Raw genomic sequence first — 23951 nt, forward strand, 5'->3', positions numbered from 1 at the left:
TCAACTTGAGGCTTGGCTGCGGCGTGAAGCAGGCAGCAGTTTGGCGATCGATGATCCGGCGCTGGCGGTCTGCTGGCCGAAATTCGCGTTATAGGTGGCGATGATTTCGCCGGCGATGGAGATGGCAATTTCCACAGGCAACTTGCCTTTGACTTCGCCGATGCCCATCGGGCAGCGCATGCGTTGCAGCACTGCGCTGTCGAAACCGCGGTCACGCAGGCGATGTTCGAACTTCACCCGTTTGGTCTTCGACCCGATCAGGCCGAAGTAGGTGAAGTCGTTTCGCTTGAGGATCGCGGCGGTGAGTTCGAGGTCGAGCTGGTGGTTGTGGGTCATGACGATGCAGTAGCTGCCGGCGGGCAGGTCGTCGATTTCGTCCACCGGTTCTTCAGCGACAATTTTGCGTACGCCGTGGGGGATCTGTTCCGGAAATTCGGCTTCCCGCGAATCGATCCAGCGCACCCGGCAGGGCAGGCTGGCGAGCAGCGGCACCAGCGCCCGACCGACATGGCCGGCGCCGAACACGGCGATTTGCGCCTGGACCTGGCCCATCGGCTCGAACAGCAGCACGGTCACGCCGCCGCAGCACTGGCCGAGGCTGGCGCCGAGGCTGAAGCGCTCCAGATGCGTGTCCTGCTTGCCGCTGGCAAGCATCTCCCGGCCGATCTGCATGGCCTTGTATTCCAGATGCCCGCCACCGATGGTGTCGTAGGCCTGGGTGGCGCTGATGACCATCTTCGAGCCGGCATTGCGCGGCGTCGAGCCAAGCTCTTCGATGATGGTCACCAGCACGCAGGGTTCACCCCGGTTTTGCAGGTCGGCGAGGGCGTCGATCCAGTTGTACATATTCACCTCAACATTTCTGTTGTCTGTTCGGGCGTCTTCGCGAGCAGGCTCGCTCCCACAGGGGGAATGCATTCCAAATGTGGGAGCGAGCCTGCTCGCGATGGGCGCGCCTCGGTCTACAGCGAAGCCAACTCTGGCTCAGCCTCGGCAGCCTTGGCCACCTTCAACTGCCGCATCTGCTCACAGCCCCACAACACCCGCTCCGGAGTCGCCGGTGCATCGATTTTCGGTTGATGTTTGTAGTCGCCGAGGCTGGCCACGGCATCCTTGATCGCACACCACGCGGCGATGCCGAGCATGAACGGCGGCTCACCCACAGCCTTGGAATGGAACACGGTGTCTTCCGGGTTCTTGCGGTTTTCCACCAGCTTCACCCGCAGGTCCAGCGGCATGTCCGCCACCGCCGGGATCTTGTAACTGGCCGGGCCGTTGGTCATCAGTTTGCCCTTGTTGTTCCACACCAGTTCTTCCATGGTCAGCCACCCCATGCCCTGGATGAAACCGCCCTCGACCTGACCGATGTCGATGGCCGGGTTCAGCGAGTCGCCAACGTCGTGGAGGATGTCGGTGCGCAGCATCTTGTACTCGCCGGTCAGGGTATCGACGATCACTTCGGCGCAGGCCGCTCCGAAGGCGTAGTAGTAGAACGGCCGACCACGGGCCTGGCTGCGGTCGTAGTAGATTTTCGGGGTTTTGTAGAACCCGGTGCTCGACAACGACACCTGAGCGAAATACGCCTGTTGGATCAGCGATTCGAACGTCAGGATGTGATCGCGAACCCGCACGTGGCCGTTATGGAATTCCACGTCTTCTTCGCTGACCTTGTATTGCCGCGCGGCGAACTCAACCAAACGTTTCTTGATGATTTCCGCCGCATTCTGCGCCGCTTTACCATTGAGGTCGGCACCGCTGGAAGCAGCGGTCGGCGAGGTGTTCGGCACTTTTTCGGTGTTGGTTGCGGTGATCTGCACGCGGTCCATTTCGACCTGGAACACTTCGGCCACAACCTGCGCAACCTTGGTATTCAAACCCTGGCCCATCTCCGTGCCGCCATGGTTCAGGTGGATGCTGCCGTCGGTGTAGACATGGATCAGCGCACCCGCCTGGTTGAGGAAACTGGCGGTGAAGGAAATACCGAATTTCACCGGCGTCAGCGCCAGGCCTTTTTTCAGGATCGGGCTGTTGGCGTTGTAGCGACGGATCGCTTCACGACGCTCGGCGTACTGGCTGCTTTCCTCCAGTTCGGCGGTCATTTCCTCGAGCATGTTGTGTTCGACGGTCTGGTAGTAGTGGGTGACGTTGCGCTCGGTCTTGCCGTAGTAGTTGGCCTTGCGCACCGCCAGCGGATCGAGGGCCAGGTGCCGGGCAATCGCGTCCATCACTTCTTCGATGGCGACCATGCCTTGCGGGCCGCCGAAACCACGGTAAGCGGTGTTCGATGCGGTGTTGGTCTTGCAGCGGTGACCGTTGATGGTCGCATCGCCCAGGTAGTACGAATTGTCAGCGTGGAACATCGCCCGGTCGACAATCGAGGCCGAGAGGTCCGGCGAGCAACCGCAGTTGCCGGCCAGTTCCAGGGCGATGCCGTGCAGGCGACCGGTGCTGTCGAAGCCGACGTCGTACTCGACGTAGAACGGGTGACGCTTGCCGGTCATCAGCATGTCTTCGACGCGCGGCAGGCGCATCTTGGTCGGCTGACCGGTGAGGTGCGCAATCACCGCGCACAGGCACGCCGGGCTCGCCGCCTGGGTTTCCTTGCCGCCGAAACCACCGCCCATGCGGCGCATGTCGACGACGATCTTGTTCATCGACACGTCCAAAACCTCGGCCACCAGTTTCTGCACTTCGGTGGGGTTCTGCGTTGAGCAGTAAACGATCATCCCGCCGTCTTCGGTCGGCATCACCGATGAGATCTGGGTTTCGAGGTAGAAGTGTTCCTGGCCGCCAATGTGCAGCGTGCCCTGGATGCGATGTTCGGCAGTGGCCAATGCGTTGGCCGAATCGCCGCGTTGATGGGTGTGGCTGTCGAGTACGAAGTGGCGTTTGCGCAGGGCTTCGACCACGTCCAGCACGGGGTCGAGATCTTCGTATTCGATGATCGCGGCCATGGCGGCCTTGCGTGCGGTTTCCAGGTCTTTCGCCGCCACGGCGAGCACCGGTTGACCGACGAATTGCACGTCATCGATGGCCAGGAGCGGGTCGCCCGGCAACAGTGGACCGATGTCTTTCAGACCCGGTACGTCTTCGTGGGTGATGGCGATGCGCACACCTTCGAAGGCATAGCAGGGCTTGGTATCGATGCTGATGATTTTCGCGTGGGCGCGGTCCGATAGTCGGGCGTAAACGTGCAACTGGTTCGGGAATTCCAGGCGATCGTCGATGTACTGCGCTTCACCGGACACGTGCTTGGCGGCGCTGTCGTGCTTGACGCTACGGCCAACACCGGTGGTCAGGTCCTTGGCGAACAGTTCAGCCAGTTCGGCTTGGGTCTTCTCTACGGCGTGATGATTAGACATAAGCGGTCACCCGAGTCTCGATGTGCGGTGTTTGCAGTTCGATGAAGTATTTGCGCAGCAGGTTCTGCGCGCTGAGCAGACGGTATTCCTTGCTGGCGCGGAAGTCCGAGAGCGGTGTGAAATCGTCGGCCAGCGCAGCGCAGGCGCGTTCCACTGTTGCGTTGTTCCACTGCGCGCCGAGCAGCGCGGCCTCGCAGCTCTTGGCGCGTTTCGGGATGGCCGCCATGCCGCCGAAGGCAACCCGGGCATCCGCGATCACGCCGTTGTCGATGCGCAGGTTGAACGCGGCGCAGACCGCGGAAATGTCATCGTCCAGACGTTTGGACACCTTGTAGGCGCGGAACAATTGTTCGGCGCTGGCGCGCGGCACGATGATCTTCTCGATGAACTCGCTTTCCTGACGCGCAGTGACGCGGTAATCGATGAAGTAATCCTCCAGGGCCATGGTGCGGCGGGTTTCGCCTTTGCACAGGACGATCTGCGCGCCCAACGCGATCAGCAGCGGTGGCGAGTCACCAATCGGCGAGGCGTTGCCGATGTTGCCCCCGAGCGTGCCCTGGTTGCGGATCTGCAAGGACGCGAAGCGTTGCAGCAATTCGCCGAAGTCCGGGTACTCGGCCTTCAAGGCGTCGTAGCAATCGGAGAGGGCGGTCGCGGCGCCGATTTCCAGGCGATCGTCAAAGCGCTCGATGCGCTTCATCTCGGCGACGTTGCCGACGTAGATCATCACTGGCAGGGTGCGGTGGAATTGCGTGACTTCCAGCGCCAGATCCGTGCCGCCGGCCAGCAGGCGGGCCTGTGGATAAGCGTCATAAAGGTCAGCCAGATCGGCCACGGTCAGCGGCACGAGGCAGCGCTTGTCGCCACTGTTGAGTTCACCGATGTCGGTGGGGGCGATGGCTTTCAGGCGAGCGATGGTGTCCGCTTCGCGAGCATCGAACTGGTCGGGTTGCTTGCCACAGCAGGATTGTTCGGCAGCAGCGAGGATCGGCCGATAGCCGGTGCAACGGCAGAGGTTGCCGGCCAGGGCTTCATGTGCTTTGTGCGAGTCCGGTTGATCGCTGTTCTTTTGCAGCGCGAACAGTGACATCACGAAACCCGGCGTGCAGAAGCCGCATTGTGAGCCGTGGCACTCGACCATGGCTTTCTGCACGCTGTGCAGCTCGCCTTTGTGCTTGAGGTCTTCGACGCTGATCAGTTGTTTGCCGTGCAATGACGACACGAACGTCAGGCACGAGTTGAGGCTGCGATAGCGAATGTGTTCGCGGCCATCGTCATCCGTTTGCAGCTCGCCGACCACCACGGTGCACGCGCCGCAGTCACCGCTGGCGCAGCCTTCTTTGGTGCCGGGTTTGCCCACATGGTCGCGCAGATAATTGAGCACGGTCAGGTTTGGGTCCAGGGCGTGCTCGCTACGGAGTTCCTGGTTAAGTAAAAACTGGATCACGGAAGGCCTCGCAGACTCATTATTGTTGTTAACCGACTTGGACCGAATTTATCAGGTCTGACTTTTCGGTCAATGATTTTCTGACTTAAGGGTCAGAAAATAGCACTTTGTCGATAAACGACCCGCTTCTTCATTATTGACCCTCGCGGGCTAGCCTGCTTTTTGCTTGATTCGTGCCAAAAACCGCTGAGTGGGCACTCCGCCATGACCCTTCATGTGCGCTACACTGCGCCGCTTGTGCAGATCGAAGAGTTTGAAGGACAACCATGACGTTCAAGGCGCCGGACAGCCTCGCCGAGCAAATCGCTCACCACCTCGCCGAACGCATCATTCGCGGCGAAATGAAGCCGGGGGAGCGCATCCAGGAACAGAAGGTCACGCTGGCCCTCAATGTCAGCCGCGGTTCGGTCCGCGAGGCCTTGCTGATCCTTGAGCGCCGCCACCTGATCGCGATCCTGCCGCGACGCGGCGCCCACGTGACCGAGCTCACCGCCCACAAGGTGCAGAGCCTGTGCACGCTGATGAGCGAGTTGTACATCCTGCTCGGCAACGCCGTGGCCAGCGGCTGGCAAGCCCAGGCCGACCTGGCGCCGTTCGTGCAAATCCAGCAGCGCCTGACCGCCAGCTACGAGCGCCAGGACATCCGCACCTTTGTCGACGACAGCTTCAGTGTGATGCGCGCCGCGTACCCGTTCGCCAACAACCCGTACTTGCAGGAGACCGTCGAGAACCTGCAGCCGGCCATGAGTCGCGCGTATTTCCTCGCCCTGGACCAACGCAAGGCTTCAATGAGCGAGTTCCTGGAGCTGTTTGAACGCCTGCTCGCCGCCGTGATCGCCCGTGACTTTCCACTGATCCGCGTGGTGCTGACGGCTTACGCCCAGCGCAGTTGCGATCTGGTGGTTTCCGCCCTGACGGACGCTTAAGCGTGCGGCTCAAGTGCATCAAGCTGGCGGGGTTCAAGTCCTTCGTCGACCCGACCACGGTGAACTTCCCCAGCAATATGGCGGCGGTGGTCGGGCCCAATGGCTGCGGCAAGTCGAACATCATCGACGCCGTGCGTTGGGTAATGGGCGAGAGCTCGGCCAAGAACCTGCGCGGCGAGTCGATGACCGACGTCATCTTCAACGGTTCTACCAGCCGTAAACCGGTGAGCCAGGCGAGCATCGAGCTGGTGTTCGATAACTCCGACGGCACGCTGGTCGGCGAGTACGCGGCCTACGCGGAAATTTCCATTCGCCGCAAAGTCACCCGCGACAGCCAGAACAGCTACTTCCTCAATGGCACCAAATGCCGCCGTCGCGACATCACCGACATCTTCCTCGGCACCGGCCTCGGCCCGCGCAGCTACTCGATCATCGAGCAGGGGATGATCTCCAAGCTGATCGAAGCGAAACCGGAAGATCTGCGTAATTTCATTGAAGAAGCGGCCGGCATCTCCAAGTACAAGGAGCGCCGGCGCGAGACTGAAAACCGTATCCGCCGCACCCACGAAAACCTTGCCCGCCTGACCGACCTGCGCGAAGAGCTTGAGCGTCAGCTCGAACGCTTGCACCGCCAGGCCGAGGCGGCCAAGAAGTATCAGGAATACAAGGGCGAGGAGCGTCAACTCAAGGCCCAACTGTCGGCGTTGCGCTGGCAGGCGTTGAATGAACAGGTCGGTCAGCGCGAAGCGATCATCGGCACTCAGGAAATTACCTTCGAAGCGTTGGTGGCCGAGCAGCGCAACGCCGATGCGAGCATCGAACGCTTCCGTGACGGTCACCATGACCTGTCCGAACGCTTCAATCTGGTGCAGGGGCGCTTCTATTCGGTCGGTGGCGACATTGCTCGGGTCGAGCAAAGCATCCAGCACGGTCAGCAGCGTTTGCGTCAGTTGCAGGAGGACTTGAAAGAAGCCGAGCGCGCAGGCCTGGAAACCGAGTCTCACCTGGGCCATGACCGCACGCTGCTGCTGACCCTCGGCGAAGAGCTGGACATGCTCACCCCGGAGCAGGAAGTCACCAGCGCCGCCGCCGAAGAGGCCGCCGCCGCGCTGGAAGAATCCGAAACCACCATGCACGGCTGGCAGGAGCAGTGGGACACGTTCAACCTGACTGCCGCCGAACCGCGTCGTCAATCCGAGGTTCAGCAGTCGCGGATTCAGCAGCTCGAAACCAGCATGGAACGTTTGGCCGATCGTCAGAAGCGTCTTGGCGAAGAGCGTGCGTTGCTTTCGGCGGACCCGGAAGACGCGGCGATCATGGAGCTCGGCGAGCAGCTCGCGGCTAGCGAAGCGACCCTTGAAGACTTGCAGGCCAGCGAAGAGGCTCAGGTCGAGCGCCTTGAGCAACTGCGTCAGGAGTTGCAGCAAGCCTTGTCGGCGCAGCAACAGGCGCAGGGTGATTTGCAGCGCCTGAACGGTCGCCTCGCCTCGCTCGAAGCCTTGCAGCAAGCCGCGCTCGATCCGGGCACCGGCACCGCTGAATGGCTGCGTGAACAGCATCTGGCGGACCGTCCGCGTCTGGCCGAAGGCCTGAAGGTCGAAGCGGGTTGGGAGCTGGCGGTGGAAACCGTGCTGGGCGCCGATCTGCAAGCGGTGCTGGTGGATGACTTTGGTGATTTCGATCTGGCCGGGTTTGCCCAGGGTGATCTGCGTTTGCTCAGCCCGGCCAGCGATGGCGTGCGCGTGCCTGGCAGCTTGCTCGATAAGGTCGAGGCGCAGATCGATCTGTCGCCGTGGCTGGGGCAGGTCAAGCCGGTCGACAGCCTCGAACAGGCCTTGGCCTTGCGCGGTCAATTGGCTGCCGGCCAGAGCCTGATCAGCCGTGACGGTTACTGGGTCGGTCGACACTTTTTGCGCGTGCGTCGGGCCAGTGAAGCCGAAAGCGGCGTGCTGGCCCGTGGTCAGGAAATCCAGCGTCTGGGCCTTGAGCGTGAAGAGCGCGAAGCCACGGTCGAAACCCTGGAAACCCAACTTCAAAATCTCAGGGCGCAGCAGCGTCAGCAGGAAAACGGTCGCGAACATTTGCGCCGGTTGCTGCAAGACGAAGCGCGGCAGCAAGGTGAATTGAAAGCCCAGTTGTCTGCGGGCAAAGCCAAGGTCGAACAGCTGACGTTGCGTCGTACACGTTTGGACGAAGAACTCACCGAGCTGAGCGAGCAACGCGCGCTGGAGCACGAGAATATCGGCGAAGCGCGTCTGCAATTGCAGGAAGCCCTCGATGCCATGGCGCTGGACACCGAGCAGCGTGAGTTGCTGCTGGCCCAGCGTGACAGCCTGCGTGAGCGACTGGATCGCGTGCGTCAGGAGGCTCGGCAGCACAAGGATCACGCGCACCAATTGGCGGTGCGCTTGGGTTCGCTCAAGGCCCAGTACGACTCGACGCGTCAGGCGCTGGAGCGTCTGGAAATGCAGTCCGAGCGCCTGACCGAAAAACGCGAACAGTTGAGCCTCAATCTGGAGGAGGGCGAGGCGCCGCTGGAAGAGTTGCGCCTCAAGCTCGAAGAGTTGCTCGACAAACGCATGACCGTCGACGAAGAACTCAAGACCGCGCAAATGGCCATGGAAGACGCCGACCGCGAACTGCGTGATGCAGAAAAACGTCGCAACCAGGCCGAACAGCAATCTCAGTTGATTCGCGGCCAGCTCGAACACCAGCGCATGGAATGGCAAGCCCTGACGGTGCGCCGCAAGACCTTGCAGGATCAGTTGCTCGAAGACGGCTACGATCTCCACGGCGTGCTCGCCACCTTGGTGGCCGAGGCCAACGAGAAGGACGCCGAAGAGGAACTCGAACGCATTGCCGCACGAATTCAGCGCCTCGGTGCGATCAACCTGGCGGCCATCGACGAATACCAGCAACAATCCGAGCGTAAACGTTATCTGGATGCCCAGAACGACGATCTGGTGGAAGCGCTGGACACGCTCGAGAACGTGATTCGCAAGATCGACAAGGAAACCCGAAACCGCTTCAAAGATACCTTTGATCAGATCAATGGCGGTTTGCAGGCGCTTTTCCCAAAAGTTTTCGGTGGCGGCAGCGCGTATTTGGAACTGACGGGCGAAGATCTACTCGATACAGGGGTAACGATCATGGCGCGGCCGCCAGGGAAGAAGAACAGCACCATCCATTTGCTCTCCGGTGGCGAAAAAGCCCTGACCGCATTGGCCCTGGTTTTTGCGATCTTCAAGTTGAATCCGGCGCCGTTCTGCATGCTCGATGAAGTTGACGCGCCACTGGATGACGCTAACGTTGGACGCTACGCACGGCTGGTAAAGGAGATGTCGCAGACGGTGCAGTTCATCTATATCACCCACAACAAGATCGCCATGGAAATGGCCGATCAACTGATGGGTGTGACGATGCACGAACCGGGTTGCTCGCGTCTGGTGGCAGTGGATGTCGAAGAGGCGATGGCGATGGTGGATGCCTGAGTCGGCGTTTGTAGGGCAAGTATTTTTGAGTTGTAGGGTTTTTTACCTGTCTCGACTTGCTGGCCAATCGACATATTCGCGCAAGCCATTGTGACAGACGGTGTAAAGTTGCCTTTGGTCGTGCTAGTTTAATGTCAATTTTTCGTATACGTGGGCAAAACGCCTGTCAGAACATAGAGTTGGCGCCACGTTTTAAAGCGGTTTGCACGTTGTAAACCCCTTATTTTTCAGCATTTTTTATAGAGGCACGGGATTACATGGAAATCGGTCTGCGCGAGTGGCTGATCGTCATCGGCATTATTGTCATTGCCGGTATTCTTTTCGATGGCTGGCGTCGCATGCGCGGCGGCAAGGGAAAACTGAAATTCCGTCTTGACCGGAGTCTGTCCAATCTGCCGGACGAGGACACCAGCGCCGAGCTGTTGGGCCCGCCCCGCGTGCTGGATACCCATAAAGAACCGCAACTGGACGAGCACGATCTGCCGTCGGTGAGCATGCCTGCCCGTGAACCGCGTGAGTCGGGTTCCAAGCGCGGCAAGCGTGGTCACGGCGAACCTTCGCAAGGCGACTTGAATCTCAACCTGGATCTGGACGGCGGCCCGAGCTTCAGCAGTCGTGACGACGATTTCCCGGATGACACCAAGTCCTCGACGTCGGTCAGCGAAAAAGAACAACCGCAAGCCGAAGAAGTACTGGTGATCAGTGTGATCTGTCGCGACGCTGCCGGCTTCAAAGGCCCGGCGCTGTTGCAGAACATTCTGGAAAGCGGTCTGCGTTTCGGCGAGATGGACATCTTCCACCGCCACGAAAGCATGGCTGGCAACGGTGAAGTGCTGTTCTCCATGGCCAATGCGGTCAAGCCGGGTGTCTTTGACCTGGACGACATTGACCACTTCAGCACGCCGGCCGTGAGCTTCTTCCTCGGCCTGCCAGGCCCTCGTCATCCGAAGCAAGCCTTCGACGTGATGGTGGCTGCCGCACGCAAACTGTCCCAAGAGCTGAACGGCGAATTGAAAGACGACCAGCGTAGCGTGCTGACCGCCCAGACCATTGAGCATTACCGTCAGCGCATCGTCGAATTCGAACGTCGCGCCCTGACCCAGAAGCGCTAAAGTCAAAAGATCGCAGCCTCGTTTCACTCGACAGCTCCTACAGAAAATCGTGAACCCTGTAGGAGCTGTCGAGTGAAACGAGGCTGCGATCTCTTGATCTTGATGAGATGAGATTGAGCAGCCTCGGCTGCTCTTTTGCTTTATGAGAGAACAAACACCCATGACCGCCGCCAAAACCCGCATTCTAGAGCTGCGCGCTCAGCTGGATCAGCACAACTATCGCTATCACGTGCTGGATGAACCCAGTATTCCGGACGCCGAATACGACCGGTTGTTCAACGAACTCAAAGCCCTCGAAGCAGCCAATCCCGAGCTGATCACCAGCGACTCGCCAACCCAGCGAGTGGGCAGCGCGGCGCTGTCGGCGTTCACCCAGGTGCGCCATGAAGTACCGATGCTCAGCCTCGGCAACGCCTTCGAAGAAACCGACATGCGCGAGTTCGATCGCCGTGTGACGGAAGGTCTTGATCTGCCGGCCGGCGACCTGTTCGGTGGCGGTGCGGCGGTGGAATACAGCTGCGAACCCAAGCTCGATGGCCTGGCGGTCAGCCTGCTTTATCAGGACGGTGTGCTGGTGCGTGGCGCCACCCGCGGCGACGGCACCACCGGCGAAGACATCAGCGTCAATGTGCGCACCGTGCGCAATATCCCGCTCAAGCTACACGGCACCGGCTGGCCGGCGACCCTGGAAGTGCGCGGCGAAGTGTTCATGTCCAAGGCCGGTTTCGAGCGGCTCAACGCCACGCAACTGGAAGTCGGTGGCAAGACCTTCGCCAACCCGCGCAACGCGGCGGCGGGCAGTTTGCGGCAGCTGGATTCGAAGATCACCGCCAACCGTCCGCTGGAATTCTGCTGCTACGGCATCGGTCAGATTTCGGCGGACATTGCCGACACGCACATTGGCAATCTGCAGCAACTCAAGGCCTGGGGCCTGCCGATCAGTCATGAACTGAAACTGGCCCAGGGCATCGATGAATGTCTGGACTACTACCGCGACATCGGCGAGCGCCGCAATGCACTGCCTTATGAAATCGACGGCGTGGTGTTCAAGGTCAACAGCATCGCGTCTCAGCGTGAGCTGGGTTTCCGCGCTCGCGAACCGCGCTGGGCGATTGCCCACAAATTCCCGGCCATGGAAGAACTCACCGAATTGCTCGACGTGGAATTCCAGGTCGGTCGTACCGGTGCGGTGACGCCCGTGGCGCGCTTGAAACCGGTCAAGGTGGCCGGCGTCACTGTGGCAAATGCGACGTTGCACAACATGGATGAGGTTGCGCGCCTGGGCCTGATGATCGGTGACACCGTGATCATCCGTCGCGCTGGCGACGTGATCCCGCAGGTGGTGCAGGTGGTGATCGAGCGCCGTCCGGAAAACGCCCGACCCGTGCAGATCCCCGAGAAGTGCCCGGTCTGTGGTTCCCATGTCGAGCGCACGCAACTGGTCAAGCGCAGCAAGGGACGCGAGACCATCAGCGAAGGCGCGGTGTATCGCTGCGTCGGTCGTCTGGCCTGCGGGGCGCAACTCAAGCAGGCGATCATCCACTTCGTTTCCCGTCGTGCCATGGACATCGAAGGCCTGGGCGAGAAGAGCGTCGAGCAATTGGTGGATGAAGGTCTGGTGAATTCGCCGGCCGATCTGTACGCCCTGACGTTCGAGCAGATCGTCGATCTCGAAGGCTTTGCCGAGTTGTCGAGCAAGAACCTGCTCGGCGCTATCGAAGACAGCAAGCAGCCGAGCCTGGCGCGGTTCATCTACGCCCTCGGGATTCCCGATGTCGGCGAAGAGACGGCCAAGGTGCTGGCGCGTTCCCTCGGCTCTCTGGAGCGGGTTCAGCAGGCGTTGCCGCAAGTGCTCACGTACTTGCCGGATATCGGCCTGGAAGTGGCTCACGAGATTCACAGCTTCTTTGAAGATGCACATAACCAGCAAGTGATCAAAGAGCTACTCAAGCACGGCATGCAGATTCAGGATCAGGGCGAACTGGGGGCCGAGTTTGCGGCGAGTACCACGCTCGGCGGCTTCCTCGACAAGCTACACATTCCTTCGGTGGGGCCGGGCGGGGCGCAGAAGCTGGCTGACAAGTTCGGTTCGCTGGAAGGGGTTTTCGCTGCCGACTGGCTGGACATGCGTCAGGCTCTGCCGGAGAAGCAGGCGAATTCGGTTCGGGAGTTTTTTGCGGTCGCAGAAAATCGCCAGATTGCTGAGGCGGCTGAAAAGCAACTGCGCGATTTCGGCATGCATTGGCACAGCGAGAAAAAAGTCGTCGAAGGATTGCCGCTGGCAGGGCAGACCTGGGTGTTGACCGGTTCGCTGGAGTTGATGAGCCGCGATGTGGCCAAGGACAAGCTTGAAAGCCTCGGCGCCAAAGTGGCGGGGTCGGTGTCGGCCAAGACCCATTGCGTGGTGGCCGGGCCGGGTGCCGGTTCGAAGTTGGCCAAGGCCAATGAGCTGGGGTTGAAGGTGCTGGATGAAGAGGCGTTTGTCGGGTTTCTGAGCAAACACGGTATATCGGTTTAGTTGATCGTTCCCACGCAGAGCGTGGGAACGATCTTTGTGCGGTAATGATCTAGTCTTGGCAAGCCCCAGGGAGAGATCGCCATGTACCGCTTCTTCGAACAGCTCAGCTCGCGCATTGCCGCGCCCTTCATCGGTGAGAGCTCGCGCAACAGCAAGGTCTGGCAATGCCGCTGCGGGCAGTCGCTGTTCTTTCGTAACAGCCAGTGCCTGGCCTGTTCGGCGACGCTGGGTTATCAGCCGCAGCAGAGTCGCTTGTCTTCGCTGCAGCCCGGCTTGCAGGCGGATACCTGGATTCTCGACGCCGATCCCGATGCGGGTGTGTTCCGTCGCTGCGCCAACCTCGATTCCCCGGCCGCGTGCAATTGGCTGTTGCCCGCCAACGACCATGATGCGTTGTGCATCGCGTGCAGCCTGAACCGCACCATTCCCGACCTGACGATTGCCGAAAACCATGAGCGCTGGCGCAAGGTAGAAACGGCCAAGCGTCGACTGGTTGCGCAGTTGGTCAGCCTGGGTTTGCAGGTGATTCCAAAAGCCGTCGACGAAGAGACCGGCCTGGCCTTCGATTTCATCGGCGCCGACCTCGAAGGCAAACCGCCGACCACCGGTCACGCCAACGGCCTGGTCACCCTCGACATCAAAGAGGCCGACGACGCCCACCGCGAGCAGGTCCGGGTGCAAATGCACGAACCGTATCGCACGCTGCTCGGGCATTTTCGTCATGAGGTCGGGCATTACTACTGGGACCGGCTGATCGCCAACAGCCCTTGGCTGGAACCGTTCCGTGGCCTGTTCGGCGACGAGCGTGCCAGCTACGCCGACGCCCTCGAACGCCATTACCAGCAAGGCGCGCCGATCGACTGGCAGCAACATTTCGTTAGCGCCTACGCGACCATGCATCCGTGGGAAGACTGGGCGGAAACCTGGGCTCACTACCTGCACATGATGGACGCGGTGGACACTGCCCTCGGGTTTGGCATGAGCGCTCGGGAGATGGACTTCGACTACCAGCCGTTCCCGCTCAGCACGCTCTACGATCCGCAACATCCCGGAGGCGCGGCGTTCCTGTCTTTCGTCAATGCGTGGATCGAACTCGCCGGCATGCTCAACGAACTGTCCCGCAGCATGGGGCAGCCGGATTTCTATCCGTTTGTCCTGCCTCCAGCGGTCATCGCCAAGCTGCACTTCATCCACTTGGTGATCCAGCAGGAGGGCGGCAGGGCGGATGAGGTGTTGGCGCAATAAGATCAAAAGATCGCAGCCTTCGGCAGCGCCTACAGGTGTACACCGATCCATGCAGGAGCTGCCGAAGGCTGCGATCTTTTCAGGCGCACTGCATGTCCTTGACGTTGTTCATATTTTTTAATCCCCGCGAACGGTTGTAACTTCGTCTCAGATAGGTACAATGGCGCGGCTCGCCGTCAGGTGAGCGTCGTTATGGTGACCCCATCGGTCCCCCCGCAACGATTACCCGTGAACCTGGTCAGATCCGGAAGGAAGCAGCCACAGCGGGAACATTGTGTGCCGGGGTGTGGCTGGTGGGGTTGCCTCCATAACGCACCGCGAACCTCTTTCGCGTTATCTGTTTAAAAATACTTTCTTGTTGTTCTGCCATGGACCTTGTCCAGGGCGGATTTTTGTCGTTTGCGATTTTGAGCGCGACGCATAAAAAAGGAGGCCGACCTGTCGAATGCGACAAGTCGGCCTCCTTTTTTCATTTCTGGTGCTAAGGCTTGGACAAGGCCTGGTCAACCGCTGCAATCAGCTTTCCCAGATCCTTCGGGGTGGCTTTATGTATGACACCGAAGAGGTACGCCCGCTGTTCGTCTTCATCGCCCAAATCTGCGAAAAAGGCTTTCAGCTTCACGCCCAGCACATCGGCAAGCAGGAACAAGGCTTCCACGCTGGGGGTATAGGTGCCCGTTTCGAAGCGGCTGATGGTTTTGGGGTCAAAACCGGTTTTTTCGCCGAGTTCAGCCTGAGTAAGCCCCGCGACCTTGCGGTAACGCCGAATGGCTGGACCCAAACTTGAAATTTGCATCGCTTAATTCCCATTTATAATCAAGAACTTAACGATAGATTTTTGCATTAGACAACTGCATGATCCATCACCTTGCTTTGCAAAATGTGATGCATTTCGTAGAATCGCCGCTCCAAAGGGGTATTTGGTGACCTGGTCTCGGAAGTTTGGTCGATATGAAAGAGCCAGCATTGCGCTCCCTTGCAGGGTGTGCGAAGCGCTCGAATGGCCTTGAAGCCTTGCAAAATGTTACCGGAATCGCTGTTGCTGCCCTTTGACAGGGTCTTTGAGACTAGTTGATCTTTGGCTGTCCAGGGGCCATCAATCGCTTTCATGGAGTGATCACGTGTCTCTGCGCAGTACGACTCAATTCATCTCTTCCGGGCATCCCGCGCTGGTCGAGCGGCACCACCGCTAACGACAGTGAGCCTGACTCATGGATGAGAAATACCGCAGGGCCGTAGATGCCGCCGCGATCTTTTCCGAGACCGATCTGAGCGGCCGGATCACCTACGTCAATGATCAGTTCTGCACCGTGTCCGGTTACCGCCGCGAAGAGCTGATCGGGCAGAACCATCGCCTGCTCAACTCCGGCATTCACTCCGTCGATTTCTTCGCCGGCATGTGGCACACCATCGCGCTGGGCAATGTCTGGAAGGGCGAGATCTGCAATCGCGCCAAGGATGGCAGCCTGTATTGGGTCGACAGCACCCTGGTGCCAGTGCTTGATGACGCCACCGGGCGGGTCCACCGATACCTGGCGATTCGCTTCGACATCAGTGAAAAACGCCAACTGCTGCATTCCCTGCAATGGCGGGTCGGTCATGATGTGCTGACCGGGCTGCCCAATCGCACGTTCCTTTCCGACCTGCTGGATCAGGCGCTGGAGTTCTCCCGCCTGGAAAGCATCCCGCTGGCGGTGTGCATGCTTGATCTCGACGGTTTCAAAGCGGTCAACGATGGCTACGGGCATGCCAGTGGCGATCTGTTGCTGGTGGAGGTGGCCAGGCGTTTGCGCAACATCGTGCGCGGCGAAGATGTGGTGGCGCGGCTGGCCGGTGACGAATTCGTGTTGGTGCTGCGTTACGTGCGTGATCTGCCGGAATTGCGCGCGGCGCTGAACCGGATACTGGGAGCGATCTCGGCACCGTACTCGCTGCTGGGCAAAGACATTAATGTGTTTGCCAGCATTGGCGTCACCCTGTTTCCCCACGACAGCGAAGATGCCGAAACCCTGCTGCGTCACGCCGATCAGGCGATGTATGTGGCCAAGCAAAACGGGCGCAATCGCTTTCATTTGTTCGATGTGTTCCGGGATCAGGAGGTCAAGGCCACTCACCAGACGGTCGAGCGGGTGCGACAAGCGCTGGTCAGCGGTGAGTTACGTCTTCACTACCATCCCAAAGTGAACATGCGTCGTGGCGAGGTCGTCGGATTCGAGGCGTTGTTGCGGTGGGAGCACCCACAAGATGGCATGTTGCCGGCCCGGGAGTTTTTGCCGCTGGTGGAGGAGACAGACCTGATCATCGACATCGGTGAATGGGTGATGGATCAGGTGCTGTCGCAGTTGGACCGCTGGCAGCAAGCGGGGCCGATCTGGCCGGTGAGTATCAATATCGCGGCGCGACATTTCCAGCGGGCGGATTTCGTCGACCGGCTCAGCCAGGTGCTCGCCCGGCATGCCCGTGTCGCTCCGCAGATGCTTGACCTGGAAATTGTCGAATCGGTGGCGGTCGAGAATATTCAGCATGTCAGCGCCTGCTTGCAGGCCTGTCAGGCGTTGGGGGTGCAATTTTCACTGGGGGATTTTGGCACCGGTTATTCGTCCCTGAGCTACCTCAAGCGTTTGCGGACCCAGACCATCAAGATCGATAAATCCTTTGTTCGCGACATTCTCCATGATCGCGATGACCTGGCCCTGACGACGGCGGTCATCGGCCTGGCACGGGCGTTTGGCCGGCAGGTGATCGCCGAAGGGCTGGAGAGTATCGAGCACGGTGAATTGCTGTTGCGACTGGGTTGCGAAGTGGCTCAAGGCTATTTCATTGCACGGCCGATGCCGCCGGCAGAGGTGCCGGGCTGGGTCGAAGGTTTTATTGCGCCGCCGCAATGGCGGGTGCTGGACACAACGGCCTGAAGTCGCGCTGATGCATTGATCAATATGTACATTCCCTGTGGGAGCGAGCCTGCTCGCGAAAGCGGCGGAACATTTATCACACCTGTTGACTGCAGGCCGCTATCGTCGGATCGCCGTCCGGAGCAAGCTCGCTCCTACAGGTTCAAGGTTTGCCGGGCTCGCCACCGACATACAGCCGGATAATGTCATCGATCTCCCCGGACATCTTCATTCGCAGCAAGGTGCGCAGAATCCGTTGCACGGGCACCTTGGGGTCATTGCGCACGTAGCAACCGACATTCTGTTCCAGCAACACCGCCACGCCTTGCAGTTGCCGCTCGGGCAACAGGCGCTGGTTGAACCAGTCCAGCGTCCATTGATTGCTCACGGCATAGTGATAGCGTCCGGCCAGGAGTTTCTCTAGCACCTGCTCCTGATTGCGCGCGTCTTCGCGATGCAGGCGATCAGCGTCGAATAGCGGTTGCAGGGTCGGGTAGCTGTAGCCGTGAACGGTGCCGATGGCTTGTCGTGGCAAGTGTGCCGGAACAACGGCGGTCAATGGGCCATGCCGGCTGATCAGCACGTCGGGCTGAGTCCAGAGCGGAATGCTCCAGATGTAGTCTCCGGACTGATTTGGCAGCCAGGACTGTGCGGCGTAACAGCGGATATCGACCTCGCCGTGTTCCATGGCGTTTTGCACCCGCGCCCGAGGCAATACGTGAAATTCGGCCGGCGCGCCGACCTGGGTCGCGAGGCTGACCATCACGTCATGCAGGATGCCCTGGGTCGGCTGGCCACGTTCCAGTTGCACCATCGGCATCGCCCAACTGTCAGGCACCACGAAGCGTAGCGGCGGCTCAACGGCCGCGACGTTCAGGCTGATCAACAGCAATGCCCCCAAGGCCCGCCGCATAAACGCTCCGGTACTGATAAATCCCGAGCCGAAAAAAGCCCCCAACGACCATCTTAGCCAGATTAGACGAGCACACCGGATGCAATTTTGGCCTTGCTCCGCTAGCATTAGCCGCTTCTGTTCCTTCGTTGCGACGGTTTTCGATGAGTTATCAGGTTCTTGCACGTAAATGGCGTCCGCGCTCGTTCCGCGAAATGGTCGGCCAGACCCATGTGCTCAAGGCTCTGATCAATGCCTTGGACAGCCAGCGGCTGCACCACGCCTATCTGTTTACCGGCACCCGCGGGGTCGGCAAGACCACCATCGCGCGGATCATCGCCAAATGCCTGAACTGTGAAACAGGTATCACTTCAACGCCTTGTGGCGAATGTTCGGTGTGTCGTGAGATCGACGAAGGTCGCTTCGTCGACCTGATCGAGATCGACGCCGCGAGCCGGACCAAGGTCGAGGACACCCGCGAGCTGCTCGACAACGTGCAGTACGCCCCGAGCCGCGGGCGCTTCAAGGTCTACCTGATCGACGAAGTGCACATGCTTTCCAGCCATTCCTTCAATGCGCTGTTGAAAACCCTCGAAGAGCCGCCGCCCTACGTCAAGTTCATCCTGGCCACCACCGATCCGCAGAAACTTCCTGCAACGATTCTGTCACGGTGCTTGCAGTTCTCCCTGAAAAACATGACGCCGGAGCGCGTGGTCGAGCATTTGACCCACGTGTTGGGTGTCGAGAACGTGCCGTTCGAAGACGACGCACTGTGGCTGCTGGGCCGCGCGGCCGACGGTTCGATGCGCGATGCCATGAGCCTGACCGACCAGGCAATCGCCTTCGGTGAAGGCAAGGTCATGGCCGCCGACGTGCGGGCGATGCTCGGTACGCTCGATCACGGTCAGGTCTACGACGTCCTGCATTCGCTGATCGAAGGCGACGCCAAGGCGCTGCTCGAAGCCGTCCGCCATCTGGCCGAACAAGGCCCGGACTGGAATGGCGTGCTCTCGGAAATTCTCAACGTGCTGCACCGTGTCGCCATCGCCCAGGCCCTGCCTGAAGGCGTCGACAACGGTCACGGCGACCGTGACCGGGTGCTGGCACTGGCCCAGGCCTTGCCGGCCGAAGACGTGCAGTTTTATTACCAGATGGGCCTGATCGGCCGCCGCGACTTGCCGCTGGCACCGGACCCGCGCGGTGGCTTCGAAATGGTCCTGCTGCGCATGCTTGCGTTCCGACCGGCGGACACCGAGGACGCCCCGAGGCAACCGCTAAAGCCAGTGGGGATCAGCCAGGCCACAGTTGATTCCGCAAATTCAGTGGCTGCCGCGGGAGTCGTTGCGCCGGTAGTCGCTGCGGCAGTTGCACCGGTTGTAGCGGCGGCGGTTGCGGCGGTTGTTGCTCCAGCTCCCGAACCTGCGCCCGAGCCCGAGCCGATTGCACCCGTCGTCGTGCCTGAGCCTGTCGTTGAGGCGGTAGCGGTCGAAGAGGTCGTCGACCTGCCGTGGAATGACCCGGCAGAGCCTGAAATCGTCCAGCAGCCAGTGATCGAACCGGTTCTGGAAACCGCCGGCGAACAACCCGAGTTGCCGCCGATGCCGTTGCCGACGCCTGACAGCGTCGTGCCCGATGCGCCGGAGTGGGCTGCCGCACCGATTCCGGAACCGTCGGTGGCGGAAGTCGATGCCGCCACGCCGGGCGTTGACCTGGACGACGAACCACCGCTGGATGAGGACTACATCGAGCCGGACATGGATTCGGCCTATAGCTATCTCGACGACCTGGCCAGCGAACACACAGCCGAGCCCGCTCCGGAACCCGAGCCTGAGCCCGCCGCGATGCCGGCGACCGGTCTGGCGCTGCAATGGCTGGAGCTGTTCCCGAAATTGCCGATCTCCGGCATGACCGGCAGTATTGCCGCCAACTGCACATTGATCGCTGTCGATGGCGACAACTGGCTGTTGCACCTGGACCCGGCCCACAGCGCCTTGTTCAACGCGACCCAGCAACGCCGCCTCAACGATGCGTTGAACCAGTTTCACGGGCGCACGCTGACCCTGAGCATGGAGCTGATCAAGCCGGATCAGGAAACCCCGGCCCAGGCCGCGTCCCGGCGCCGCGCGAACCGCCAGCGCGAGGCCGAGGAGTCGATCCACGGCGATCCGTTCATCCAGCAAATGATGCAGCAGTTCGGTGCGGTGGTCCGTAACGATACTATTGAACCTGTCGAAGCCCTGGCCAGTCAGGGCTAATAACTGAAGGCGTTCGGCCGAAAGCGCCGGGCGCCGTTTTTATCCAAGTACTTTTGAGGTGATTCCCATGATGAAAGGTGGCATGGCCGGCCTGATGAAGCAGGCGCAGCAGATGCAGGAAAAGATGGCCAAGATGCAGGAAGAACTGGCCAACGCCGAAGTCACCGGTAAGGCCGGCGGCGATATGGTCACCGTGGTCATGACCGGTCGTCACGATGTCAAGCGCGTGACTATCGATCCAAGCCTGGTCGAAGGCCTGAGCGAAGACGACAAAGAGATGCTGGAAGCGGTATTCGCCGCCGCCGTCAACGACGCCGTGCGCAAGATCGAAGCCAACAGCCAGGACAAAATGTCCGGCATGACCGCTGGCATGCAACTGCCACCGGGTATGAAACTGCCATTCTGATTCGCCAAAGCGCATCGGATGAGCTACAAAAAAATGCCAGGCATCGCGCCTGGCATTTTTGTTTGTGTCTGTTGGGGGTGTGGTGCCTGTAAAATTGCTTTCGCGAGCAGGCTCGCTCCCACATTTAGAACTCGGTCACCTGTGGGAGCGAGCCTGCTCGCGAAGAAGTCGACTGGGTCTGCGGTAAGAAACATCGAACGCGATACCGCCACAAAGGTCTGCTCCCTATACCGCCGAATTCACCGATCAAAGGAGACGCTCACATGCCACAAGCATTGACCCTCAACCAACGTATCGTCCTGGCCTCCCGCCCGACAGGCGCGCCGACGCCGGAGAATTTTCGCCTGGAAAGGGAAGCGCTGCCCGACCTGGCCGACGGTCAGGTGCTGCTCAAGACCCTTTATCTGTCGCTGGACCCTTACATGCGCGGTCGCATGAGTGACGCCCCGTCCTACGCGGCGCCGGTGGAAATCGGCGAGGTGATGACCGGTGGCGCTGTCAGCCGGGTCGAGCGCTCATTGAATCCGAAATTCCACGAAGGTGATCTGGTGGTCGGGGTTACCGGCTGGCAAAGCCACAGCATCAGTGACGGCCGCAACATCGTACCGGTGCCGTCCGGGCTGCCGAGCCTATCGATGGCGCTGGGTGTGCTGGGCATGCCCGGCATGACGGCGTACATGGGCCTGATGGACATCGGCCAGCCCAAGTCCGGCGAAACCCTGGTGGTCGCGGCGGCGTCCGGCGCGGTGGGGTCGGTGGTCGGCCAGGTCGCTAAGATCAAAGGCCTGCGCGTGGTTGGCGTGGCGGGTGGCGCAGACAAGTGCCGTTATGTAGTCGAAGAGCTGGGCTTCGATGCCTGCATCGACCACAAGGGCGCCAACTTCGCCGATGAGCTGGCTCAGGCGTGCCCCGAGGGCATCGACATCTATTACGAGAATGTCGGTGGCAAGGTTTTCGACGCAGTGCTGCCACTGGTCAATCCCAAGGCGCGAATTCCTCTCTGCGGCCTGATCGCTTCCTACAACGCCCATGAAGCCCCCAGCGGCCCGGATCGCCTGCCGCAATTGCAGCGCGCGTTGCTGACCAAGCGTGTGCGCATCCAGGGCTTCATCGTGTTCGACGACTATGGTGACCGTCAGCCGGAGTTCATCAGTGCCATGGCGCCGTGGGTGCGTGAGGGCAAGGTGAAATTCCGCGAAGACGTGGTCGATGGCTTGGAACAGGCACCCGAGGCGTTCATCGGTCTGCTGGAAGGACGCAACTTCGGCAAACTGGTAGTGCGGGTCGCCCAGGACTGAGTAATTGACGCTCATTCGAGGCGCGGGTATAAACCGCGTCTCGTTGTTTTGTCGGATTTTTCCCCATGAGCTTCAGCCCTTTGATTCGCCAACTGATCGACGCCCTGCGAATTCTGCCAGGTGTGGGTCAGAAAACTGCACAACGCATGGCGTTGCAGCTGCTCGAGCGTGATCGCAGCGGTGGCTCGCGACTGGCCCTGGCGCTGAGCCAGGCGATGGAAGGGGTGGGCCATTGCCGCTTGTGCCGCACGCTGACCGAAGATGACCTCTGTCCGCAATGCGCCGATACCCGTCGAGACGACACCTTGCTCTGCGTGGTGGAAGGGCCGATGGATGTCTATGCGGTGGAGCAGACCGGTTTTCGCGGTCGCTACTTTGTCCTCAAGGGCCATCTATCGCCCCTCGACGGACTGGGGCCCGAGGCCATCGGTATTCCGCAGTTGCTAGCGCGGATTGAAGAGGCTGGCACCTTTACCGAGGTCATCCTCGCCACCAACCCGACAGTGGAAGGTGAAGCCACGGCGCATTACATCGCCCAGTTGCTGAGTAACAAAGGCTTGATCGCCTCGCGCATTGCCCATGGCGTGCCGTTGGGTGGCGAGCTGGAACTGGTGGATGGTGGGACGTTGGCGCATTCGTTTGCGGGGCGTAAGCCGATCGCTCTGTAATTGTCAAAAGCAAAAGATCGCAGCCTTCGGCAGCTCCTACAGGTGTAAATCGATCCCATGTAGGAGCTGCCGAAGGCTGCGATCTTTTGCTTTCCCGCGACTCCTGCTCTTGAAAACCAAGCAAGCGCTCGGTTAAGTTCGCTGAACCCTTAAGTGGAGTTCGCCGATGCCTGCCTTTCAGGAATACTTCGATCCCAGCCACCAATTGGTCCGCGACAGTGTCAGGCGTTTTGTCGAGCGCGAGATTCTTCCGGACATCGACCAATGGGAGGAAGCCGAAGGCTTTCCCCGTGAGCTCTACCTCAAGGCCGGTGCGGCGGGGATTCTGGGCATCGGTTATCCCGAAGCGCTGGGTGGTAGCCACGAAGGTGATCTGTTCGCCAAGATCGCTGCCAGCGAAGAGCTGATGCGCTGTGGCTCCGGCGGTCTGGTGGCGGGCCTTGGCTCGCTGGACATCGGCCTGCCACCGATTCTCAAGTGGGCCAGGCCTGAAGTCCGTGATCGTGTGGTGCCGCAAGTCCTGGCCGGCGAGAAGATCAGCGCCCTGGCGGTCACCGAGCCCGGCGGCGGCTCCGACGTCGCCAATCTGCAAACCCGCGCCGTGCGCGACGGCGATGTTTACCGCGTCAGCGGCAGCAAAACCTTTATCACCAGCGGCGTCCGCGCGGATTTCTACACCGTCGCGGTGCGTACCGGTGCGCCGGGATTCGGTGGTATCAGTCTGTTGATGATTGAAAAGGGCACGCCGGGTTTTACGGTTGGTCGGCAGTTGAAGAAAATGGGCTGGTGGGCGTCGGACACTGCCGAACTGTTCTTCGATGATTGCCGGGTACCCGCAGGCAATCTGATCGGCGCCGAGAACATGGGCTTCGCCTGCATCATGGGCAATTTCCAGAGTGAACGCCTGGCCCTGACGTTGATGGCGAACATGACGGCGCAACTGGCACTGGAAGAGAGCCTGAAATGGGCGCGGCAGCGGGAAGCCTTTGGCAAACCCATCGGCAAGTTCCAGGTGCTCAAGCACCGCCTCGCCGAAATGGCCACGGCGCTGGAGGTGTCACGGGAATTCACCTACCGGCAGGCGGCGAAAATGGCGGCGGGGCAGAGTGTGATCAAGGAAATTTCCATGGCCAAGAATTTTGCGACAGACACGGCTGACCGGATTACTACCGATGCGGTGCAGATTCTGGGTGGTTTGGGTTACATGCGTGAAAGTCTGGTGGAGCGGCTGTACCGGGATAACCGGATTCTGTCGATCGGTGGCGGGACGCGGGAAGTGATGAACGAAATCATCAGTAAGCAGATGGGGCTTTAATCGGCGGTGTAGCAGATGACGCCATCGCGAGCAGGCTCGCTCCCACAGGGGATTTTCTGTGTACACAATGTGTGTGCACGACTGAGATTAACTGTGGGAGCGAGCCTGCTCGCGATAGCGTCCGT

Annotated in this window: 16 protein-coding genes and 1 other RNA gene; 12 read left to right on the top strand and 5 right to left on the bottom strand. The window is 60.4% G+C overall.

From position 1 onward, the window contains the following. From xdhC to xdhA, 3 genes are all read right to left on the bottom strand, one after another. Nucleotides 1–846, bottom strand: a complete 846-nt coding sequence (gene xdhC / locus ACYZUD_RS33395) for a xanthine dehydrogenase accessory protein XdhC (RefSeq protein WP_462022003.1) — start codon at nt 844–846, stop codon at nt 1–3. Nucleotides 847–962: 116 nt separating this feature from the next. Beyond that, nucleotides 963–3362: a xanthine dehydrogenase molybdopterin binding subunit gene (xdhB, locus tag ACYZUD_RS33400; RefSeq protein WP_462022004.1), complete on the bottom strand. Its 2400-nt coding sequence runs from the start codon at nt 3360–3362 to the stop codon at nt 963–965. Next, a complete protein-coding gene (gene xdhA, locus ACYZUD_RS33405; RefSeq protein ID WP_462022005.1) occupies nt 3355–4809 on the bottom strand; it encodes a xanthine dehydrogenase small subunit in 1455 nt (484 codons plus the stop codon). Before xdhA ends, xdhB begins: the two co-directional genes overlap by 8 nt. A gap of 266 nt (nt 4810–5075) precedes the next feature. Here xdhA and ACYZUD_RS33410 point away from each other — a divergent pair, with 266 nt between their 5' ends. The 6 genes from ACYZUD_RS33410 to ffs all read left to right on the top strand — a co-directional run bounded on the left by ACYZUD_RS33410 (nt 5076) and on the right by ffs (nt 14400). Continuing rightward, complete coding sequence (locus ACYZUD_RS33410; protein ID WP_462022006.1) at nt 5076–5735, top strand: GntR family transcriptional regulator; 660 nt, start codon at nt 5076–5078, stop codon at nt 5733–5735. 2 nt (nt 5736–5737) lie between these two features. Next, complete coding sequence (gene smc, locus ACYZUD_RS33415; RefSeq protein ID WP_462022007.1) at nt 5738–9226, top strand: chromosome segregation protein SMC; 3489 nt, start codon at nt 5738–5740, stop codon at nt 9224–9226. Nucleotides 9227–9483: 257 nt separating this feature from the next. Beyond that, entirely contained in the window at nt 9484–10338 is an 855-nt protein-coding gene (gene zipA / locus ACYZUD_RS33420) for a cell division protein ZipA (protein WP_462022008.1), read from the top strand. 142 nt (nt 10339–10480) lie between these two features. Continuing rightward, entirely contained in the window at nt 10481–12856 is a 2376-nt protein-coding gene (gene ligA / locus ACYZUD_RS33425) for an NAD-dependent DNA ligase LigA (protein WP_462022009.1), read from the top strand. A gap of 81 nt (nt 12857–12937) precedes the next feature. Continuing rightward, on the top strand, nt 12938–14101 hold the full coding sequence (locus tag ACYZUD_RS33430) for a zinc-binding metallopeptidase family protein (protein ID WP_462022010.1): 1164 nt from the start codon (nt 12938–12940) through the stop codon (nt 14099–14101). 202 nt (nt 14102–14303) lie between these two features. Further along, nucleotides 14304–14400, top strand: an RNA gene (ffs, locus tag ACYZUD_RS33435) — signal recognition particle sRNA small type. A 182-nt stretch (nt 14401–14582) separates the two neighbouring features. Here ffs and ACYZUD_RS33440 read toward each other — a convergent pair. Beyond that, on the bottom strand, nt 14583–14897 hold the full coding sequence (locus ACYZUD_RS33440) for a helix-turn-helix domain-containing protein (RefSeq protein ID WP_095107599.1): 315 nt from the start codon (nt 14895–14897) through the stop codon (nt 14583–14585). Nucleotides 14898–15312: 415 nt separating this feature from the next. Between ACYZUD_RS33440 and ACYZUD_RS33445 the strand changes: the two genes are divergently transcribed. After that, complete coding sequence (locus ACYZUD_RS33445) at nt 15313–17013, top strand: putative bifunctional diguanylate cyclase/phosphodiesterase (RefSeq protein ID WP_462022011.1); 1701 nt, start codon at nt 15313–15315, stop codon at nt 17011–17013. Between the two features lie 142 nt (nt 17014–17155). Here the strand turns inward: ACYZUD_RS33445 and ACYZUD_RS33450 are convergent, their stop codons facing one another. Next, nucleotides 17156–17905: a substrate-binding periplasmic protein gene (locus tag ACYZUD_RS33450; RefSeq protein ID WP_462022012.1), complete on the bottom strand. Its 750-nt coding sequence runs from the start codon at nt 17903–17905 to the stop codon at nt 17156–17158. Nucleotides 17906–18048: 143 nt separating this feature from the next. Between ACYZUD_RS33450 and dnaX the strand changes: the two genes are divergently transcribed. The 5 genes from dnaX (at nt 18049) to ACYZUD_RS33475 (ending at nt 23826) form a co-directional block, all read left to right on the top strand. Beyond that, the gene (gene dnaX / locus ACYZUD_RS33455; RefSeq protein ID WP_462022013.1) at nt 18049–20139 is read left to right on the top strand and encodes a DNA polymerase III subunit gamma/tau; all 2091 of its coding nucleotides are present in this window, start codon (nt 18049–18051) and stop codon (nt 20137–20139) included. A 67-nt stretch (nt 20140–20206) separates the two neighbouring features. Further along, nucleotides 20207–20545: a YbaB/EbfC family nucleoid-associated protein gene (locus tag ACYZUD_RS33460; RefSeq protein ID WP_008028561.1), complete on the top strand. Its 339-nt coding sequence runs from the start codon at nt 20207–20209 to the stop codon at nt 20543–20545. Nucleotides 20546–20808: 263 nt separating this feature from the next. After that, nucleotides 20809–21843 (top strand): NADP-dependent oxidoreductase, encoded by a 1035-nt coding sequence (locus ACYZUD_RS33465; protein ID WP_462022014.1) that lies wholly within the window; start codon nt 20809–20811, stop codon nt 21841–21843. Nucleotides 21844–21908: 65 nt separating this feature from the next. After that, nucleotides 21909–22511, top strand: a complete 603-nt coding sequence (gene recR / locus ACYZUD_RS33470; protein WP_033055661.1) for a recombination mediator RecR — start codon at nt 21909–21911, stop codon at nt 22509–22511. Between the two features lie 166 nt (nt 22512–22677). Continuing rightward, nucleotides 22678–23826, top strand: a complete 1149-nt coding sequence (locus ACYZUD_RS33475) for an acyl-CoA dehydrogenase family protein (protein ID WP_462022015.1) — start codon at nt 22678–22680, stop codon at nt 23824–23826. Nucleotides 23827–23951 lie beyond the last annotated feature (125 nt).

Source organism: Pseudomonas sp. XS1P51 (assembly GCF_054897845.1).

What these genes read in the sequence shown, in the direction of transcription:
- ACYZUD_RS33450 (WP_462022012.1), bottom strand. Translation starts at nt 17,905, where the DNA reads ATGCGGCGGGCCTTGGGGGCATTGCTGTTGATCAGCCTGAACGTCGCG.
- xdhC (WP_462022003.1), bottom strand. Translation starts at nt 846, where the DNA reads ATGTACAACTGGATCGACGCCCTCGCCGACCTGCAAAACCGGGGTGAA.
- recR (WP_033055661.1), top strand. Translation starts at nt 21,909, where the DNA reads ATGAGCTTCAGCCCTTTGATTCGCCAACTGATCGACGCCCTGCGAATT.
- ACYZUD_RS33440 (WP_095107599.1), bottom strand. Translation starts at nt 14,897, where the DNA reads ATGCAAATTTCAAGTTTGGGTCCAGCCATTCGGCGTTACCGCAAGGTC.
- dnaX (WP_462022013.1), top strand. Translation starts at nt 18,049, where the DNA reads ATGAGTTATCAGGTTCTTGCACGTAAATGGCGTCCGCGCTCGTTCCGC.
- ACYZUD_RS33445 (WP_462022011.1), top strand. Translation starts at nt 15,313, where the DNA reads ATGGATGAGAAATACCGCAGGGCCGTAGATGCCGCCGCGATCTTTTCC.
- ACYZUD_RS33475 (WP_462022015.1), top strand. Translation starts at nt 22,678, where the DNA reads ATGCCTGCCTTTCAGGAATACTTCGATCCCAGCCACCAATTGGTCCGC.
- ACYZUD_RS33465 (WP_462022014.1), top strand. Translation starts at nt 20,809, where the DNA reads ATGCCACAAGCATTGACCCTCAACCAACGTATCGTCCTGGCCTCCCGC.
- ACYZUD_RS33410 (WP_462022006.1), top strand. Translation starts at nt 5,076, where the DNA reads ATGACGTTCAAGGCGCCGGACAGCCTCGCCGAGCAAATCGCTCACCAC.
- ligA (WP_462022009.1), top strand. Translation starts at nt 10,481, where the DNA reads ATGAGAGAACAAACACCCATGACCGCCGCCAAAACCCGCATTCTAGAG.
- ACYZUD_RS33430 (WP_462022010.1), top strand. Translation starts at nt 12,938, where the DNA reads ATGTACCGCTTCTTCGAACAGCTCAGCTCGCGCATTGCCGCGCCCTTC.
- ACYZUD_RS33460 (WP_008028561.1), top strand. Translation starts at nt 20,207, where the DNA reads ATGATGAAAGGTGGCATGGCCGGCCTGATGAAGCAGGCGCAGCAGATG.
- zipA (WP_462022008.1), top strand. Translation starts at nt 9,484, where the DNA reads ATGGAAATCGGTCTGCGCGAGTGGCTGATCGTCATCGGCATTATTGTC.
- xdhB (WP_462022004.1), bottom strand. Translation starts at nt 3,362, where the DNA reads ATGTCTAATCATCACGCCGTAGAGAAGACCCAAGCCGAACTGGCTGAA.